Origin of the sequence: Gilliamella sp. wkB108, from assembly GCF_001690195.1 — a bacterium.
GTDB lineage: Bacteria > Pseudomonadota > Gammaproteobacteria > Enterobacterales > Orbaceae > Gilliamella > Gilliamella apicola_L.
This window is the reverse complement of the sequence record NZ_LZGM01000049.1, coordinates 109,678-128,922: the sequence shown is the minus strand read 5'-3', so window position 1 is coordinate 128,922 and position 19,245 is coordinate 109,678. Positions and strand designations below refer to the sequence as shown.

General features: G+C 37.1%; 14 protein-coding genes. 3 read left to right on the top strand and 11 right to left on the bottom strand.

Going from position 1 to position 19,245, the window contains the following annotated elements:
• Positions 1-601: 601 nt before the first annotated feature.
• A complete protein-coding gene (locus A9G11_RS05300; protein WP_065618460.1) occupies positions 602-1,912 on the bottom strand; it encodes a serine hydrolase domain-containing protein in 1,311 nt (436 codons plus the stop codon).
• A gap of 132 nt (positions 1,913-2,044) precedes the next feature.
• Between A9G11_RS05300 and A9G11_RS05295 the strand changes: the two genes are divergently transcribed.
• On the top strand, positions 2,045-2,923 hold the full coding sequence (locus tag A9G11_RS05295; protein ID WP_065618459.1) for a LysR family transcriptional regulator: 879 nt from the start codon (positions 2,045-2,047) through the stop codon (positions 2,921-2,923).
• A gap of 32 nt (positions 2,924-2,955) precedes the next feature.
• Here the strand turns inward: A9G11_RS05295 and selB are convergent, their stop codons facing one another.
• The 10 genes from selB to hypA form a co-directional block, all read right to left on the bottom strand.
• A complete protein-coding gene (gene selB / locus A9G11_RS05290; protein WP_065618458.1) occupies positions 2,956-4,743 on the bottom strand; it encodes a selenocysteine-specific translation elongation factor in 1,788 nt (595 codons plus the stop codon).
• Between the two features lie 48 nt (positions 4,744-4,791).
• Positions 4,792-5,841: a selenide, water dikinase SelD gene (gene selD / locus A9G11_RS05285; protein ID WP_065618457.1), complete on the bottom strand. Its 1,050-nt coding sequence runs from the start codon at positions 5,839-5,841 to the stop codon at positions 4,792-4,794.
• Positions 5,842-5,889: 48 nt separating this feature from the next.
• Positions 5,890-7,242, bottom strand: a complete 1,353-nt coding sequence (selA, locus tag A9G11_RS05280; RefSeq protein WP_081298426.1) for an L-seryl-tRNA(Sec) selenium transferase — start codon at positions 7,240-7,242, stop codon at positions 5,890-5,892.
• Positions 7,243-7,255: 13 nt separating this feature from the next.
• Positions 7,256-9,346 carry a sigma 54-interacting transcriptional regulator gene (locus tag A9G11_RS05275; RefSeq protein WP_065618456.1) on the bottom strand — a complete coding sequence of 697 codons (2,091 nt, stop codon included), beginning with the start codon at positions 9,344-9,346 and terminating at the stop codon, positions 7,256-7,258.
• A gap of 454 nt (positions 9,347-9,800) precedes the next feature.
• A complete protein-coding gene (gene hypF, locus A9G11_RS05270) occupies positions 9,801-12,092 on the bottom strand; it encodes a carbamoyltransferase HypF (protein ID WP_065618455.1) in 2,292 nt (763 codons plus the stop codon).
• 31 nt (positions 12,093-12,123) lie between these two features.
• Entirely contained in the window at positions 12,124-13,134 is a 1,011-nt protein-coding gene (gene hypE / locus A9G11_RS05265) for a hydrogenase expression/formation protein HypE (protein WP_065618523.1), read from the bottom strand.
• Between the two features lie 5 nt (positions 13,135-13,139).
• Positions 13,140-14,252: a hydrogenase formation protein HypD gene (hypD, locus tag A9G11_RS05260; protein WP_065618454.1), complete on the bottom strand. Its 1,113-nt coding sequence runs from the start codon at positions 14,250-14,252 to the stop codon at positions 13,140-13,142.
• A gap of 3 nt (positions 14,253-14,255) precedes the next feature.
• On the bottom strand, positions 14,256-14,534 hold the full coding sequence (locus A9G11_RS05255; protein ID WP_065618453.1) for a HypC/HybG/HupF family hydrogenase formation chaperone: 279 nt from the start codon (positions 14,532-14,534) through the stop codon (positions 14,256-14,258).
• Positions 14,525-15,406 carry a hydrogenase nickel incorporation protein HypB gene (gene hypB / locus A9G11_RS05250; RefSeq protein ID WP_065618452.1) on the bottom strand — a complete coding sequence of 294 codons (882 nt, stop codon included), beginning with the start codon at positions 15,404-15,406 and terminating at the stop codon, positions 14,525-14,527. The genes A9G11_RS05255 and hypB overlap by 10 nt, the downstream gene beginning before the upstream one ends.
• A 222-nt stretch (positions 15,407-15,628) precedes the next feature.
• Positions 15,629-15,973 (bottom strand): hydrogenase maturation nickel metallochaperone HypA, encoded by a 345-nt coding sequence (hypA, locus tag A9G11_RS05245; RefSeq protein ID WP_065618451.1) that lies wholly within the window; start codon positions 15,971-15,973, stop codon positions 15,629-15,631.
• 627 nt (positions 15,974-16,600) lie between these two features.
• Between hypA and A9G11_RS05240 the strand changes: the two genes are divergently transcribed.
• Together A9G11_RS05240 and hyfB are read left to right on the top strand one after the other, a co-directional pair.
• Positions 16,601-17,215: a 4Fe-4S dicluster domain-containing protein gene (locus tag A9G11_RS05240; protein WP_065618450.1), complete on the top strand. Its 615-nt coding sequence runs from the start codon at positions 16,601-16,603 to the stop codon at positions 17,213-17,215.
• Positions 17,215-19,245 (top strand): hydrogenase 4 subunit B, encoded by a 2,031-nt coding sequence (gene hyfB, locus A9G11_RS05235; protein WP_176701235.1) that lies wholly within the window; start codon positions 17,215-17,217, stop codon positions 19,243-19,245. The genes A9G11_RS05240 and hyfB overlap by 1 nt, the downstream gene beginning before the upstream one ends.

The window sequence follows — 19,245 nt, the reverse complement described above, 5'->3', positions numbered from 1 at the left end:
AGAACTCAGGTTGATTTTGCTTGAACATCCTATTACTTTAATCCATACCAGTTCAAAACAATTCATTTTCAAAAGGTAGACCTAAAGGTAGAACAGAGATTTATAGATAAGGCGAATTATGAATAATTTGCATAAAATAAATAAGTTGAAGTTGGTTGGGAATTTTCGTTTTCTCTGCCTCTTCCGCCATACCAATTAAACTTCCCGTCTATTAAATCCTATTAAGCTCTATTAATCAATTAGTTATCTTAATAACGCCGACTTTCTGTTTCGATACTGATATATTAAAAGGAATCAATTCGATATCCACAATGTGCTAAGACTAACGATTTTAATTTGAGTTATTAGTGTGAATATCTCCATGATAGCGCTTGCTAATAAGTGACATAAATTTTGTAGAGTTTCTGCACATTATCCAAAATGTTTATATTTATCCATAGGGTAATTAAGATAAAATCGGCATAAAAGGCGTATTAATGAGGGTGATAAGTTGGTTAGAAACTCTCTACTTAATAATTAAGTAGAAAGTTTCGAGAAAGGTTTTTATTTATTGAAAGCATATAATCCGGTTATCAGATCACACCAACAGCTTTTAGCTTAACTATAATTTATCGGCAATGGCATTAAACATTAATGCCGCTTCAAGCGGTTGAGCATCAAAAGATGGTTCCGCTTCGGGCCAAGTTGACCATTGAACAATAACAAGATTTTCTGGCTGATTTACCATGATAATTTGCCCAAAAATACCTAATGCCCATTGTGTATCAGTGGATTTTAATTTGTTGGTATATTTTCCTTGATAACTATCTGGAATACTATTATTCCACCACTCATAGCCATAACTACCTTCAGGATGTTTAGCGGTGACAGAGTTTTTAGCTTGATTCCATGTTCTTGCTTCTTTCACCCAATTATCAGGTAATATTTGGGTTCCATTCGGTAATACGCCGTTATTGGCTATAAATAGACCGAATTTACCCCAATCTTCCAGCGTTGCATTAAAGCCATGAGCGCCGGTATCATGTTTTCCTAGCACATAGCTATGCCAGACACCGTCTCTTACCATTGCATAAGGTTGCCAAATTTTTTCTTGTAAATAAGTTGCGGTTGAGACACCAGTTGCTTTTTCTAAGGTATCACCAAGTAACCATGCACCACCGGATGAATAAGCCCAAGCTTCGCCCGGTTTAGCATAGGCTTTACGCGTAGGTGATTTAACCAGTTTATTGACACAATTGTAGGTTGCTTTTTGTGCTTCACATTGTGTCAATTGGTCAAAGTCTGATTTAGGTTGGGTGTAATCTTCACCCCATTCAACACCCGAAGTATGCTGTAATAACTGTTTAATTGTGACCTTTTCCCATACAGTACCTTTAACATCAGGGTTGTATTTAACCACTAAATCATCTAATGACTTAATTTTACCCTCTTTTAAAGCGATACCAACTAGTGTTGAAACAACTGATTTGCCCACTGAACGAGATGTCCAGAGTGTAGTTTTATCATTCCCTTTGCCTAAATACTCCCACACAACCTTACCATTTTTAATAATCAGCATACCCACGACATCATTACGTTTCAGATAGTCATTAAGGTTGTAAGTGTGGTTTTGATAATCATAGCTAACATCGGATAAATCTTTTAAATCTCGTGGAATTGGATTGCCAGTACCTGCTTTAAAGACATCTCCTGTGTATGAGCGATAATCATTACGAAAACCGATTACACGGTCTTGCTGATCCCATTTCAACATGTCTTTAACCGCTGGGATTGTTTTATCTACATTATCCGGACAAGTTAATCCGGCAACATTACAAGCGTTAACCATAGGTTTGCTGTAGTCAACCATTTCTGCACTTGCTGGTAAAGCGATTGCGATACAGGTAGCAAGTAAAGCTACTTTTATTTTCATTGTGACTCTCCTTTAAATACTCTTTTACTAACTAAACTCAATTTATGAGTTATTAAATTATTCTAAAAAAGATTACTATTTTGTTAAAATCGGTTACTGTAGGGTAAACCGTCATTAGTAGGAGAGGTTGACATGTCTACAGTTCATTTTACTCTAGCGCAAATTGAAGCTTTTGCTTGTGTTTGCGAAACAGGAAACATCTCCTTTGCCTCACAAAAACTGCAAAAAAGTCGTACTACTGTGAGTGAATTAATCGATTCTCTTGAAATTAACTTGGGCTATTCATTATTTGATCGAAGTAAGCGTCCAATTAAACTGACGACTGAAGGACAGCAACTTTATACTAAGGCTCGTCTATTTCTTCATGAGGCTAATTTGTTCGATCAGTTAGCCATGCAAATGCCAACGAGGCTTAAGCAAACGTTGACTATTTGTTATGACTGTTTTATTCCATTATTGTTTATGGAACAGTTAATTGATTATTTTGAACAACGCCATATTAAACTTAATTTATTGAATGTTGAGCGATGTCAAGCTGAGAGAATGTTACTAGAAGAGGTTGTGGATATTGGTATTTATCCGGCAGCCAATCGTATTATTAGTGCTGATTTTAAGTGGTACGCCATTGGCATGATTGAGCTAGGTATCTATGCTCATAAAGATTTTTTTATCAATTCAAAATCGCCTCTCTCTTTATCCACGCTCGCTTCTTTTAATCAGCTTATTCCATTGATTGAAGTTCCAAATCATTTAAAGAAAATCATTCAAATATCTGATGCAGTACAACATATTACTAATATTGAACTTTTGAAAGAACAGTTAAATCAGAAAAGAGGATGGAGTTTTTTACCAACACACCTATTTGAGCAGCCTTATAAAGAGGTCAGGCGTTTAACAACTGAGCTTGGCGATAAAGGTGTAATGTTATGCATGGTGGTGATCTGGAAACCGACTGCAAACGAAGAACTCACCCAAATTATTCGAGATATTGTTAATTGTGTTATGTTGTAATAAATATTGGTGATCCTAATTTGATGCAGTTTTTAAGCTAAAAACTCTTTTATTACTTCTCGTTCATTATCAACCCGTTTAACCCAACCATCACGCTCTAAGCGATTGAGTAATGGGATAAGTTGCTTGCGTGATAATCCGGTACAATCGCGTGCATCAGCGACAGAAAATCGTTGTGATAATTTACGACCCAACATAATTTTGCGAACAATATTTTGATAGATTTCTTGTGTAAAAAACAGATCATTTTCAGTAGGTACAATGAGCTGTTTTTCAGTTAAAGTGCGCAATAAACGGCGTACACCAACAATGGTAGTTTTAGCTGAATCATAACCTTGTTCACCAGCCTGTGTAATATCGTCAAGTAGTTGCTGTTGATTTGCGGGTAATTGGTTGTCTTGTAACTGACTTATCGTAGTGATGTTACCATCAATTTTTTGCCATTGTTTAGTTTGGCAGGCTTCGTGTACAACCAGTTCAATTAAGGTAATTGGATATTCGGTTATTCGAGCTAATTCATCCACTGAAACGGTATGCACGACACTATTTAAGTAATTATCACATTGCTGTTTTAGTGAAGTTTTGGTTTCAGGTGTGATCCACCAAGTACCAAAGTTGAGGGTTCCTTGTGGTGGCGTTACACCTGCTTTTTGTTGGCTATACCCATTGAGAGCCAGTTGTAACATAATTTGTGCATCAAGCATATTCGCACTATTAATTGAAAGCTGTGTGAGAATAGTTTGCAATTGGTTGCGTTTTTTACTATCTATGCTTTGTAGCCAAACTACACGTCCTGCGCCAATAATATGGCTACCACCATGTTGAATCAACAATAATGGCTGTCCCCAAAAGGCGGGTATAGTTTCTACCAGTTGGAGTCGTGCCAGCTTTCCTTCAGCGTAAACATAACATTTAGCTAATACATGAGCTGTGCCTAAAGCCACCTCAACAATACTTTGTTTTTTTAGTGAGCTACTAAAATTGGGGTTTAATTGCACAATCCAATCCGTACTGATAGTAATAGCTTGTGGATTGGCAACTAGGCAGCTTCCTTTGGTAACTAACTTTCGGTTGAGCTGTTTTAAACCTATAGCTGTTCGACTATAGGGTTTGGCATTGTTAAGTTGGGAATGATAACTTTGTAGGGAACGAACTTTTACTGCATGTTCTCCGGGAAATAGCGTTAACACATCGCCTACGTTAATTTCTCCACCTCGCAGGGTTCCGGTAACGGTTGTTCCTATGCCGTTGACTGAGAAAACACGATCGACATAAAGATGAGCTTGATTATCTAAATCTTCTCTTTTTGGTAAATGATTAATTTTATCAATAATCAATTGCTTTAAGGTGTCAATACCTTTACCGGTATAACTACTTACAGAGACGACATCAGGGATCATATCCATTTCAGTTATAAAATGCTCTAAAGCCTCATTTTCAACTTCTCTAAGGCGTTGTTCATCGGCGAGATCAGCTTTAGTGATAACTAAAATACAGGATTTGATGTCCATTGCTGCAATAACGCGCAGATGTTCGGTTGATAAGGTAGCCCAACCATCATCAGCTGCAACCACAAATAATACTAAGTCTAGCCCCCATACAGCTTTGACCATATTACGAATAAAACGCTCATGGCCGGGAACATCGATAATACCGATTTTTTGCTGATCTTGAGTGGTAAAATAGGCAAAACCAAGATCTATGGTCATGGCGCGAGCAATTTCTTGTGGTAAATGAGAAGGATGAATGCCAGTGAGGGCTTCAATTAAAGATGATTTACCATGATCAACATGCCCCGCTGTTCCAATAACTGCATTCATACAATCTCCTTTACCAACATTTATTGATCTTTATTCCCACATCAACAATTAACTATTAACTAAAACTTCACCAATCACATTTGAACGTGCTATTTTACCGATAATAAAGCCTTGATTTCCTTGTGAACGTTCAATGGTTGCTTGCACTTGTGGTAGTGCGTTTTCACTACAAGCAATCAATAATCCACCAGAAGTTTGTGGATCGGTAAGTAAGTTACGTTGCCATAATTCAAATGAGTCCGCTAACTTTATTGCATCGCCATAACTTAGCCAGTTTCGATTAGAAGCGCCGGTTGCGGTTCCTTGTTTAGCAATATTGAGTGCGCTTGCTAAAAATGGTAGCTGCTCAAAACGGATCTGTGCCTGACATTTGGCTGCTCGACACATTTCAAGTAGATGACCTGCTAAGCCAAAGCCGGTGACATCCGTCATGGCATGTACACCATCAATATTAGCGATTTCTGCCCCCACTTTATTTAGTGTGGTAGTCCATTTTATCAATTCCACATAGTGGTTTGTATCAAGTTGGCCTTTTTTGAGTGCAGCGGATAACATGCCAATACCTAAAGGTTTGGTTAATACTAATACATCATTAGCTTGGGCGGCAGCATTACTTTTTAGTTGTTGCGGATTAACCATACCTATGCCGACTAGGCCATAAACAGGTTCAAGAATATCAATCGAGTGTCCACCAGCAATAGGAATACCAGCTTGACGGCAGATATCGGCTCCACCTGCTAAAATGTCACCGATAGCAGATTTAGGTAGTTTATCAAGAGGCATTCCGACAATGGCTAATGCCATAATTGGCGTTCCTCCCATAGCATAAATATCAGATAGAGCATTGGTTGCGGCAATACGACCAAAATCAAAAGGGTTATCAACGATAGGGGTGAAAAAATCGGTCGTGGCAATTACTGCTTGCGTATCATTTAACTGGTAAACAGCTGCATCATCTGATGTTTCTGTTCCAATTAATAATGCTGGTGGTATCGGGCCTACCGGTACCTTAGCTAATAATTCAGTTAATACCGCAGGGGATATTTTACAACCACATCCTCCGCCATGCGAAAATTGGGTTAATTTGATTTCTTCCATTGTTTACTCCTTTGAGTATCATTAGCAAAAGTGATCTTGATTGAATAGTTAAAAGTCGGTCTTTGCAGTTAACGTCATCAAACAATCCTTAACTATTAATAGTTCATCATCAGATAAGGTGACCGGATAAAGTAGTACCTGATCATTTTGAACCACACCAATTATGGGAGGGGTATGTTCACGTAAACGTTCAATTAAAGTCGTTGCACTTAAACGACTATTGAGTGCAACAGCCCAAGTATCAAATTGCGCACGCGGTGTACTGCCTCCACCTACCATAAATTTAGTTGGCCTCAAGATTAATTTTCCTGGTGCAATATCGACTAATTGTTTAGCTCTGGATTGATGCCATGATATGGGTTGGTTAATCAGGGATTCGACTCGATTATCGGCTTTACCATCTCGATTTAGACGGTGAATTAATATTTTTTCTAATAATGCGTAAGTCTCTTTTCCTGGTCTTAATACTCGCATCATAGGATGTTTGGCAAGTTTTTCGATCTTATCTTTTCGACCTAAGATGATACCGGATTGTGGACCTCCTAGGATCTTATCTCCAGAAAAACAGATTAAATCGGGTTCGATTTTCAGATAACTATTGATCGGTAATTCGCTTGGTATTGCAGAGAGATGATTACCTGAACCTTGATCTACAACTAACATAACATGTTCAGGTAAACTGGCTGCCAGTTGTTTAATGTCCACTTGTTGGCTAAATCCTTCAATATAATAATTAGATTGATGAACGATTAGTACTATAGCGGTATTGTCGTTAATGGCATTTAAATAATCATCAAGAGTTGTAATATTGGTGGTACCTACATCGCGTAAGATTGCCCCTGAATCAGCCAGAATATCTGGAATACGAAATCCTCCACCAATTTGAATTTGTTCCCCGCGCGAGACAATAACTTCTTTACCTTGCGCAAAGGTTTTTAAAATAAGATGCAATGCGGCAGCATTGTTGTTGACGATTATATTAGCTTCACCGCCAAAGTAAGCTTGCAAAACTTGGCTTAACATTCCCATACGATTACCACGTTTACCGTTAAGCAAATTCAATTCAAGGTTAGAGTAGTTGCAAACAATATCACCAACTTCTTGCCAAATCGCTTGAGGTAATGGCGAACGGCCAAGATTAGTATGTACTACAATACCTGTTGCGTTGATAATTGGTTGGATGCGGATTTGATTTTGGTAGGCTAATTTAGCTAAAATTCTCTCTATCAGTGTGTTAAGTTCAACAACTTGGTGAGTTTGAACTATTTCATCGCGATATATACTCACTTGGCTTTTTACTATCTGGGCAACTATAGTACGGCTTAATATAGTGTGATAGCTCGCAATTTCTGGGAGATTAAGTAGTTTCTCAATTGGTGGGATCTGTGATAATTGCCTCATAAATACTTCCCTATCATTCTTCTTGTATAACTTCTTTGGCTGAAATATTGAGTTTTTGCATTCTCGATAGTAACGTGGTTCGTTTAAGACCTAATTTTATCGCTGCACCTTTGGGTCCGGCAATAATGCCATTTGTCTCTTTTAATACTTGGATGATTTTTTCTCGCTGTACTAAGTCATTATGACTAAAATGATTGTTGTCTAAATCCGGTTGTGGTACTTTTCTTATAATCGGTGTTTCTAAAATAGGGTGGTCATTAACCAAAAAAGATTGCATATTTATGTTTAAGCTATGACCTTTGGTTAAAATAACCGCGCGCTCTATAACATTGGCTAACTCTCTCACATTACCCGGCCAATCGTAATCGCATAGTTGTTGTAGTGTTGATGAAGCTATGCTATCTATGTCTCGTTTCATTTGATGAGCAAACTTTTGAGTAAAAAATTGTGCTAGTGCCGGAATGTCCTCTTTACGATGTCTTAAAGGAGGAATATGAATTGGGAATACATTTAAGCGATAATAGAGGTCGGCTCGAAAGGTTCTGTCTGCTACCATTTTTTCTAGATCACAATTGGTGGCGGCAATCACGCGTGCATCGATAGGGATTGTTTTGTTACTTCCTAGTCTTTCTATCTCTTTCTCTTGTAAAACGCGTAATAATTTAGGTTGTAACTCCAATGGAATATCACCAATTTCATCTAATAATAATGTACTGCCATGAGCAAGTTCAAAGCGTCCAATTCGTTGTGCATTAGCATTGGTAAATGCACCTCGTTCATGACCAAATAATTCGCTTTCCAATAAATTTGCAGGTACGGCAGAACAATTGATTTTGATCATCCTTTTATTTCGACGTGAACTGCGCTGATGTATCGCTTTAGCAAATAACTCTTTACCTGTTCCTGTTTCCCCTAATAGTAAAACTGAACTAGTACTATCAGCAACCATTTCAACTTGTTCTAATACTCTTTGAATGGCGTTGCTTTGACCAACGATATCCTTATATGAATCAAATAAAGGGATCTCTTCTGATAAATAACGATTTTCGTTAGTTAATGAATGGTTTAAGTTTGATACATGTTGATAAGCTTCAATATTGTCAACACCAATAGTGATACGGTCGGCGATGCGTTTAAATAAATCAATATTATCCGAATTGAAAATATCAGCATGACGATGCGCTATTAACAGCGCTCCTTTCTGTTTGTTGGCTAAATTTAAAGGAAGACAATATAAACTGTTTAGCCCTACATCTAACATCATACTTAGTATCGTATTTTTACTATATTGTGCATGTAATTCTTCAATAGAATATATTTCTAAAGTTGGGGAGGTGGCTAATTTTTTAATAAAAGATTGCGGTAAATTAAGTGATGTACATTGTTGACTAAACTTGGTATCCGACAGACGAAAAGTAGAATAAAGTTGCTGTTGAGCTTGTCCATTTGTAGGAACAACCAAGCCAATATAATCAATATTGAAAAATTCGATGATCTCTTGTGCTACCAATTTAAGCATTTTTTCTAAATCTCGGATAGAGATTGCTGTATTGATAATGTTAACTAAAATATGATCTCTTAAATGTTCATGCTCATAAAATTTTTTTTCACTATTTATTTGCTCAATAGCCAATAAATTAGTCACGATTTTTGCTACCAGTTCGGCTAATTGTTGTAGGGTGTTGATCTCATCAGCAGTAAAACCGTTATCATTCGTTCGCAAAAAATGTAAAGCACAATGGCAATCATCCGACCAGTATAAAGAAAAATGGTAACAATTTTGTACATCCTGATAATAAATTGCAGGAATAGTATCGGCTAAAAAAAGAGAGTAAGTAGTATGGTTATAGTGCATAGGTATGGAGGAGAGTTCACAATGAAAAACGTTGTCATTATTTGCTGAACTTTGCGACCATACCCCTTTTTGTTCAGTTTGGCAATCAATATGAAAGAGGGCTAATGTAGAAGGTGACAACGTTTCAATGATGATATTTATACGATCAAGATCAACAAAATTTTTACATAATTTGTTGATATTATCCAGACAAGCAAAAACTGCCTGATTTATCGAGGATATATCAAAAAATTGATGTTTCGCTTGCACTTGTCGGTAACCATATTAATTTGTTTCAGACCATAATAGTATACAAAAAATAGGGTTATTTGGGAATAAACGTCCATTAATTCATCTTGTTTATTATATTCCTTATTGAATAAGTGATTATTTATTGCGCTTGTTTGTGTGATAAGTTTATTGTTCAACCATGATAAAAGATGATCTTTACTAAAGATAAGATATAAACTAATTGTTTAATATATTGATTTATAAAAATTAATATTGATGTTTTGTCTTTGTTATTCCATATCGATTCATTCTGTCAATTGATTATAGGGTTCTTAACCCCATTATGGGCAAAAGTAGCAACGCAAAAATGAACGATTAGTTCCTTAAGTTGCATCTGTTATTAATCTTTTGAGGATTTAATTACTTCATCTTGGCTAAGTTTCGTTGAGAATTACCTGCAATTAATTTCAGTTATATAACTCATCGAAATTGATTAAGGTTTATTTAATGCGCTGGCAATTATGGCTTGACCTAAAGCAATACCGCCATCATTCGCTGGGAATTTACTCGGAAAGAGTAATTGATAATTAGGTAGTGCTTGTTGTATAAGTTGACGAAGAAGCTGATTATGCATTACTCCACCACTTAAGACTATCGTTGAAAGCTGATGTTGTTGGGCTGCTATTTTGGCAAGTTTTGCCATACCATTGGCTAAAGCAACATGAAAAGCATAGGCACGCTCCGCAGTTGTGGCTTCAAGATTTAACCATTGTTGCCAAAATGTCTTGAGATCAAGAGTCATATCATCATTTAGTGGTATCGCTATAGTAGGGCAAGTACCTTGATACTGGCGAGCGATATTTTCTAATTTACAAGCGGCTTCGCCTTCCCAGCTGATTTGAGTTGGTGCAATGCCAAGTGCTGCTGCTACCGCATCAAATAAGCGACCTGCAGATGAAGCGAGCGGGCAATTAATATTTTGTTGAATTGCTTGGCTAAGTAATCCAATATTTTCAGCAGGAATATTTCTTACTTCTGCTATTTGTGACCAGTTATCGACAAACTTAATTAAGTGGGCAAGTAAATTACGCCATGGTTGTTTGGCGGCTAAATCTCCTCCCGGCAAGGCTACCGCAGGTAAACCACCAAAATGTTGACAACTTTTATAATCAGTGATTAAACATTCACCGCCCCATAAGCTCTGATTGGATCCATAGCCTAAACCGTCAAGTACAATGCCAACAACTGGTTTGCCTTGTAAAGGATAATGGTGTTCAGCCAAACAAGCAGCAATATGGGCATGATGATGATAGACAGGTAGAAGAGGAATATTTAGGCGTTGACTAAGCGCTAATCCTAGTGAGTGACTAACGTAATTTGGGTGTGCATCCACGACAATTAAATCAAGTTTTGGTTGATAAATCTTCAACCATAAATTGAGCGTATCTTGATATTGTTGTGAGATATTAGGTGTTGTAAGGTTACCAAAATGTTGACTTACTATCGCTTGTGATGATTTTAATAGACAAAAGGTATTTTTGCGATCGGCTCCCATAGCAAGGATTGATAACGATGAGTTAAAATCAATCGGTACATCAACTACATCGGGTACATAACCTCTTGCGCGCCTGAATGTTTCAAGTTTATTAGCGTTGATTTTGATCACTGAATCATCAGCGCGTTGAATAATGTCTCTATCATGTAATAACCAATAATCTGCTACTGTTTTTAATGTTGATAATGCCTGTTCATTAGTAAGCGCTGGAGGGTGGTTATTGATATTCCCAGAAGTCATCACCAATGGTTTTTGATAACGTTGCAATAAAAGATGATGTAACGGATTTGATGGTAGCATAATGCCTATTTCATTTAGATCTGGTGCGATATATTGGCTTATCGGGCTATTTGGATGATTAGGGACAAGAACAATTGGCGCAGCCGGGCTTTTAAGTTGTTGAACTAAGCTAGCTAGATCAATATCGGGTCTAACGCATTGGCTTAGCCAGCTTTCATTGGGTAACATTATCGCTAAAGGTTTGTGAGGGCGGTATTTTCGTTGTCGTAGTTGTTGTACCACCTGATCTTGCAAAGCATCACAAGCTAGGTGAAAACCACCGATTCCTTTTATTGCGATAATATGACCATGCTCTAATTTCTTAACAATAAAATCAATAGATCTTGCTCTTTCAGCTAAAACGTTGCCGTTAGCTGAACTCACCCATATCTGTGGACCACAATCAGGACAGGCTGTCGGTTGAGCATGAAATCGGCGATCATGTGGGTCGTCATACTCTTGCTGACATATTGGACATAACTTAAATTTAGCCATTATGGTATTGGGTCTATCATAAGGGATTTTTTTAATAATAGTAAAACGTGGGCCACAGTGAGTACAGTTGATAAAAGGGTAGTGATAACGCCGATCATCGGTGGTATTTAATTCTTGAATACAACTTTCACATGTTGCCGCATCAGGGACAATTAAGGTATCTATCTTGCCGTTTTGACTGGGAATAATTGTAAATTGGTTTGGGGGTTGATGCCATTGATATTGATCAATAGCAATACTGTCAATTTTAGCTAAAGGGGGACAGCGTTGTTTGAGTTGCTTAATAAAATGGTTAGTTTCATGCGGGTGTGAGTACAAATGGATAAGTACACCTTGACTATCATTACTCACATTACCGAAAAATCTAAGTTCAGTTGCTAATTGCCAGACAAACGGGCGGAAACCGACACCTTGTACTTTGCCTTTCACTCGTATCTCACAACCATTATATGTCATTTTTTCCTTCAATATTTAGGTTGGTAAATGGTCAACATATTCGTGGTAAAGGTTCTTGGCTAGGTAAATCAAGTAACCGTTCTACACCATATAGACCACACAATAATATTTGTTGCTGCTGGGTAACTGTTCCAATACATTTAGCATTGATCCCTAATGGATGGCGATGTAATGCTGATAATACGGTAGGTGTGGCCGATGCAGATGCGATAATAACTAATTTTCCTTCATTTGCAAAATTAAGTGCATCAAGTCCTAATAACTCACAAATACCTCGTACAACAGGGCTAAGAGGTAAATCGGCTTCCTGTATTTTCATACCATAACCACAGGCTTGAGAAAACTCATGTAATACCGCATTAACACCACCACGAGTCGCATCACGTAATGCATGGATACCGTCTATTGTGCGTAACTGATCGATAAGTTGATTCAGCGGCGCACAATCACTCAATAAGTTACCCATTAAACCTAATTTTTCGCGTTCATTGAGAATTGTTGCACCATGATCGCCTAATGTACCACTGACAATAATATTATCCTTTGGGCAAATATTATGCATTCCCCAATCAAGATGATAAGGTATTACACCTATGCCACTGGTATTGATAAACAACTTATCTGCGGCGCCTTTAGGGACGACTTTGGTATCACCAGTCACTATTTCAACATCGGCAATTTTAGCTGTTTCAGCCATGCTTGTGACAATTTGTTTCAATAATTCAATAGGTAGGCCTTCTTCAATAATAAATCCGCAAGATAAATAACGAGGATATGCTCCACTCACAGCTAAATCATTGACTGTGCCACAAATTGCTAATTTGCCGATATCTCCACCCGGGAAAATTATTGGATCAATAACATAACTGTCGGTACTAAATGCTAGCTTATCTCCGGTTAGATTTAAATCGCTTAATGACAGGCGAGCTTGATCTTCTCGCTTTGCTAATTTTTCATTATTAAAAGCTTGCATAAACAAATTATCTATAAGTTGTTGGCTAGCTAAACCACCGCTACCATGCATAAGCGAAATTGTGTTTATTGTCATCATTCACCTTGTCGATATTGATAATAAGCGGCACAAGCCCCTTCCGATGAAACCATTAACGCCCCATATGCTGAATCAGGGGTACACTGTTTGCCAAAAAGTGGACAATTTATCGGTTTACAACGTCCTGTTAACACTTCACCACAACGAGATTGTGGGTTGTCGGCAACTTTTTTTCTTTGTAAACCAAAGCGTTGCTCGGCATCAAATTCGATATAGTCTTGATTAAGCCTTACGCCTGAATTAGCGATAATACCAAGTCCACGCCATTCATCATCACCTTGTAAGGTAAATACCTCATTCATTACCTCTTTGGCAAGTGCATTGCCATTATCATGCACTACTCGACGGTATTGATTTTCCACTCTGATGCTCTGTTCTATAATCTGTTCTAATATCATGACAATACTTTGTAAAATATCTACCGGTTCAAAACCACTAACAACAACGGGCTTATGATATTTGTCACTGATAAAATCATAGGGTTGTATGCCAATAACCATACTGACATGGCCGGGAGCTAAAAATGCATCAATTAATATATCTGGTTGCTGTAATAGGGCGCGCAGTGTAGGCATAATAGTTATATGTTGGCAAAATAGACTAAAATTTTTCAGCTGTTGCTGTTTGGCTTGTTTTAAGGTTAATGCCATGCCGGGCATCGTTGTTTCAAAACCTAATCCAAAAAGTACAATTTGTTTATCAATATGTTGTTTAGCTAGCTTTAATGCATCAAGCGGGGAGTAGATTAGTCGGATATCGGCACCTTCTTTTCTGGCTTGTAATAATGAGCCATTACGTCCGGGAACGCGAATTGCGTCACCAAATGTACAAAAGATGACTTCTGGTTTTTTAGCAATTTCAATGCAACTATCGATGCGCCCCATTGGTAATACACAAACAGGACAACCTGGTCCATGGATAAATTCGATTTGTGATGGTAAGAGTTTTTCTAATCCAAATTTATAAATTGCATGAGTGTGACCACCGCATACTTCCATTATTTGTAATGGTCTTTCTGCTGAGTAATGAGTTTGATTGATTAATGTGTTAATCCTGATTAAGAGCTGTTTAACCTGCTGAGGATCACGATATTCATCAATAAATTGCATAATTTAAAACCTGTCTTGCGCTTGGAATAAGACAGCTACATCGGCTTCTTCTTCTTGCATTGCATTTAGCATTAAAAGCGTGTTTTGTGCTTCTTCTTCATCTAGTTTACTCATGGCAAAACCAGTATGCACCAGCACCCATTGACCAATTAAACTTTGGTCTTGTTCATGGCTAATAAGTGATATATCAATATTACAAATAATACCATTAACTTCTGCTTCTGCTTGATTAGGATGATCGGGATCAATCGTTTTAATACAACAAGGCACACCTATACACATTGTTGAGTCTCCAACCATTCAAACCAATCTGATAAACCTTCGCCACCAATGCAAGATAAACATATCACAGCTAAATTAGGATTAATCCGTCGGGCATTGGTAATACATTGTTGTATATCAAAATTAACGTAATTGATTAAATCAATTTTATTAATGATCATCAAGCCAGCTGCGGCAAACATATGGGGATATTTAAGGGGTTTATCATCACCTTCAGTGACTGACATCACCACTACTTTTAGTTTTTCCCCAAGATCAAAGCTGGCTGGACAAACTAAATTACCCACATTTTCAATGAATAAAAAACCATTTTCAGGTAGCGGTAGTTTATGTGCTGCTTTATGTACCATGTCAGCATCAAGGTGGCAACCTTTACCCGTATTAACCTGAATAACAGGTACCCCAGTTTGGGCAATACGATCTGCATCATTTGAAGTTTGCTGATCACCTTCAATTACCGCACAAGGATATTTAGTTGATAGATAGCCTAACGTTTCGGTTAATAGTGTGGTTTTTCCTGATCCAGGACTTGATACCAGATTAAGTGCAATAATATGTCGTTCAGCAAAGTGTTGTCGATTATGTTCGGCAATCTGATCATTCTTAGCTAAGACATGTTTTTCAATTTCAACTAAACGTTGCTGGTTATTGTTCTGTTTATCTTCGTGATCTTGATCGTTGTGCGGAATGAATAGTTTAGCAGTATGTTCGTCAGCGGTAATATGATAATGATGATGAACATCACCATTATGATAGTAATGGTGGTGAATAACCTGAGGTTCGTGGTGGGTATGTTGTTCATGGTGATGTGCGTGATTTGGCTCTTCGCTCACAGGCGAGTTATGAGATTCACATCCACAAGTGATACACATAAATTCTCCTTATTTCTCATCTTAGGATCTACACTCAAGCCATTTTTGGATACTTAAGTGATTGTTGAATTACCAAGCTGATTTTTTAGTTTGGTCACTTTTAGTTAAACATCAGCATTAAAAAAGCAACTTCAAAAGCAAATCTACAGATAACCGGTATTGATAAAAGTATGGTTAACGCTCACGAGTATATACCCAATCAGCTTGAAATTGCACAATGTACTACTTAATTTGTATGCTTTTCACCCATACTTTATCATCGGCATCAACCTTCGATAGTGGCGAATTACACTCTGAACAAACAGCAATAAAAGCATTTTTCACGGAAATAAGTTTTTGACATGATGTACACCAAGCTGTAGCCGTTTTTTGTTCAAGGTGTAATTGACAGCCCTCAGCTATACTTCCTTGACAAACTAAATCAAAACAAAAGCGCATTGCTTCTGGTTCAATACAAGATAAAGCTCCTATTTCAATCCAAATCGCAGTGATACTTTTCGCTTTTTGTAATTTAGCTTCTTGCATTATTAGTTCATGAGTTTGATAACATAAAGTTAGTTCATGCATTGGTTAACTCTGTTTATTATTCCTAGTCAGTAACACTTTTAATAACTATTTAGTTATCGTCTGGCTGTAGTAATTGTTTAATTAAATTTATGCAATAAATATACCATTTAAATAAATTGATAGATTTATTATTTATGTTATTGATTACCGTTTTTTAGCAATCGATAAAATTTGCCAATTTTATTTTATTAAGACTTCATCTTAAATTTGTCAAACCTTGTTTGTTTTGTTTAATTAATTAGATAAATAATATTATTACATTTCGCCTATTTTTGGTTATTCGCTGTAACTAACTAATCTTGTTTTTTTAAATGATATCTGTTTCAACAATTTGCTTTAAGCAGATTTCGACATTTTTGACGAAATCGACAATGAAGTGACGAAATAATATCGACACTTTTTATAAGGGTATTTTGGGCTATAACCACATAAAAAAAAGGGATTAGACCATGTTGAGGGTTTTAATGTATTTGTGATGATTTAACTGCCTTTCTATTTTGTTTTATCCGGGTAACTAATTGATTTTGCGTATTTTATTGCTATTATAAATTAATAGAGCTATCTTGGTATGATTCTTGCATTAGATAACCTAGTATTAATATTAATGTTATCGCAGGGAGAATATTCATGAATCGTTTTGTGATCGCAGAACCCACAAAATGTATTGGATGTAATACTTGCATGGCTGCTTGTATTCAGACTCATGAAAAGGTTGGTTTAGTTGCCCATGCACGGTTAACCGTAATGCGTGATGATAATGGTACTGCGCCAGTGTTATGTCGCCATTGTGAAGATGCACCATGTGCTAAAGTATGCCCGGTTAATGCCATTGTTAAAATAGATAATTCAATCATGCTCAATGAGAGTACTTGTATTGGCTGTAAACTCTGTGGATTAGCATGTCCTTTTGGTGCTATTACGCCGGCAGCTAGTGAACCAGAAGCTTTACCTGAATGTTATGAAAATTATGTCCCAGAGTCACAATTAAGTGATTTACCTGCTAGCGCACCTTCAATGAATCCATTTTTAGCCTGGAATGCTGGTCGAAAAATGATTGCCGTAAAATGTGATCTTTGTTCTTTTGATCCAGCAGGACCTGCTTGCATCAGAAGTTGTCCAACTGATGCACTGTATTTAATTGCAGATAAAACGTTGAATGTAGCATCTCGGCTAAAACGCGAAGCCTTTGAAGATTCATTAATTAACACTGCCAATGCAGGTTTGCCGGAAGGAGAGTTGTAATGCCATATCCTTTTAATATGCTGTTAATCTCAATCCTAATCTACGTTGTTGGTGGTTTATTATCCTTATTATTAGCAAAACAAGAGCGTGCAGCAATTATTGTTTCAGGTATTGCTGGGGTATTAGCCGGGTTACTTGGTTTGGTAGTAATCATTCCGGTGTTAATTGAAGGGGGAATTCATCTTTATACCTTATGGACTCCTTTTACTTTTGCTAATTGTACACTAAGAATAGATGGTCTTTCTGCATTTATGATAGCGGTGATCTCATTATTGGCTATGGCTTCATCTTGTTACTCATTTGCTTATGTTCAAGAATATCGCGGTAAAGGCGCTTATGGTATTGGCTTTTTTACTAACCTATTTATTGCTGCAATGGTAGTACTAATGGTTGTGGATAATGCCTTTTATTTTATTATCTTCTTTGAGATTATGTCTCTAGCCTCTTACTTCTTAGTTATTACTGAACAAGATGAAAAAGCCGTTAATGCAGGTTTACTTTACTTTTTAATTGCACATATCGGTTCTGTTCTGATTATGGTTGCCTTTTTCTTACTCTATTTACAAACCAAAAGTCTTGATTTTGAATCGTTTAGAACCAGCCCTGTATCGCCATTAATGGCGTCACTGGTGTTCTTATTGGCCTTCTTTGGCTTTGGCGCTAAAGCCGGTATGATTCCGCTTCATGGATGGTTGCCTAAAGCACATCCAGCAGCTCCGTCTCATGCCTCAGCCCTAATGTCTGGCGTCATGGTTAAAATAGGGGTTTTTGGTATTATCAAAGTTTCGGTTGATTTGCTTGGTGCCACGCAACTATGGTGGGGTGTTTTAGTGTTAGCGTTTGGTGCGGTTTCTGCTGTTCTAGGTGTGCTATATGCTCTGGCAGAACATGATATCAAACGGTTACTTGCTTATCATACGGTTGAAAATGTTGGTATTATTTTAATGGGTGTTGGCGCCGGAATGATAGGTATTGCCACCAACTTACCGCTATTAACGGTATTGGGTTTTGTTGGTGCGCTTTATCACTTGTTAAATCATGCTGTATTTAAGGGATTGCTCTTTTTAGGTGCTGGCGCGGTTATCTACCGTATGCATACTAAAGATATGGATAAAATGGGTGGACTCGCTAAGGTAATGCCATTAACGGCTATGGCTTTCTTAATTGGTTGTATGGCGATATCAGCGTTACCTCCATTAAATGGTTTTATCAGTGAATGGTATACCTATCAATCTTTATTCTCTATGAGTATGAATGAAGGTATTGTTCTACGCTTAGCAGGGCCAATTGCTATTGTTATGTTAGCTATTACTGGTGCGCTCGCAGCCATGTGTTTTGTCAAAGTTTATGGTATTTGTTTTTGTGGTAAAGCTCGAAGTCCTCAAGCAGAGCAAGCTAAAGAAGTTTCATTATTAATGACTATTCCAATGTTAGCTTTGGCACTTTTATGTATTTTTCTTGGTGCTGGGGCTTTTTTAATGATCCCTTTGATGTCATCTATAGCTAATCAATTGGCTAAGTTAAATACCTCCGTTTTAGATCACATTACAAGTAATGGAACAATGTTAGTTGCTGGCGATGCTTATCAGGCGACTGTTTCTCCTATTCTTATATTTATATTGTTAATAGCGCTAATAATTTTGCCTTTATTGATTTACATATTTACTAAGCCTCAACGCTTACCGTTTAGAAATAATGACGATCCTTGGGCTTGTGGTTATCAATATGAAATTGATATGGCTCAAACAGCGGGTAATTTCACACAACCACTACGATTTATGTTTGCACCACTTTATACCTTAAGAAGAAAATTAAGTATTGGTAAATATATGCAAGCTATGGTGCAAAAAACAACTGTATTGGCACAACGAATTGAACCAATATGGGATGTAAAAATTGTGAATAATATTGTTAATGTTGTACAAATTATTGGTCGAAATGTTCAACGAATTCAACAAGGTGATTATCGGATTTATGCCTTATATGTGATTGTTACCTTAATCATTTTGCTTTTCGTGACCGTAATATAG

Excerpts from the sequence above, each read along its gene's own strand:
- hypF (WP_065618455.1), bottom strand. The coding sequence starts at position 12,092 with ATGACATATAATGGTTGTGAGATACGAGTGAAAGGCAAAGTACAAGGT.
- hypD (WP_065618454.1), bottom strand. The coding sequence starts at position 14,252 with ATGCAATTTATTGATGAATATCGTGATCCTCAGCAGGTTAAACAGCTC.
- selD (WP_065618457.1), bottom strand. The coding sequence starts at position 5,841 with ATGGAAGAAATCAAATTAACCCAATTTTCGCATGGCGGAGGATGTGGT.
- hyfB (WP_176701235.1), top strand. The coding sequence starts at position 17,215 with ATGCCATATCCTTTTAATATGCTGTTAATCTCAATCCTAATCTACGTT.
- selB (WP_065618458.1), bottom strand. The coding sequence starts at position 4,743 with ATGAATGCAGTTATTGGAACAGCGGGGCATGTTGATCATGGTAAATCA.
- A9G11_RS05295 (WP_065618459.1), top strand. The coding sequence starts at position 2,045 with ATGTCTACAGTTCATTTTACTCTAGCGCAAATTGAAGCTTTTGCTTGT.
- hypB (WP_065618452.1), bottom strand. The coding sequence starts at position 15,406 with ATGTGTATCACTTGTGGATGTGAATCTCATAACTCGCCTGTGAGCGAA.
- A9G11_RS05300 (WP_065618460.1), bottom strand. The coding sequence starts at position 1,912 with ATGAAAATAAAAGTAGCTTTACTTGCTACCTGTATCGCAATCGCTTTA.
- selA (WP_081298426.1), bottom strand. The coding sequence starts at position 7,242 with ATGAGGCAATTATCACAGATCCCACCAATTGAGAAACTACTTAATCTC.
- A9G11_RS05240 (WP_065618450.1), top strand. The coding sequence starts at position 16,601 with ATGAATCGTTTTGTGATCGCAGAACCCACAAAATGTATTGGATGTAAT.
- A9G11_RS05255 (WP_065618453.1), bottom strand. The coding sequence starts at position 14,534 with ATGTGTATAGGTGTGCCTTGTTGTATTAAAACGATTGATCCCGATCAT.
- hypA (WP_065618451.1), bottom strand. The coding sequence starts at position 15,973 with ATGCATGAACTAACTTTATGTTATCAAACTCATGAACTAATAATGCAA.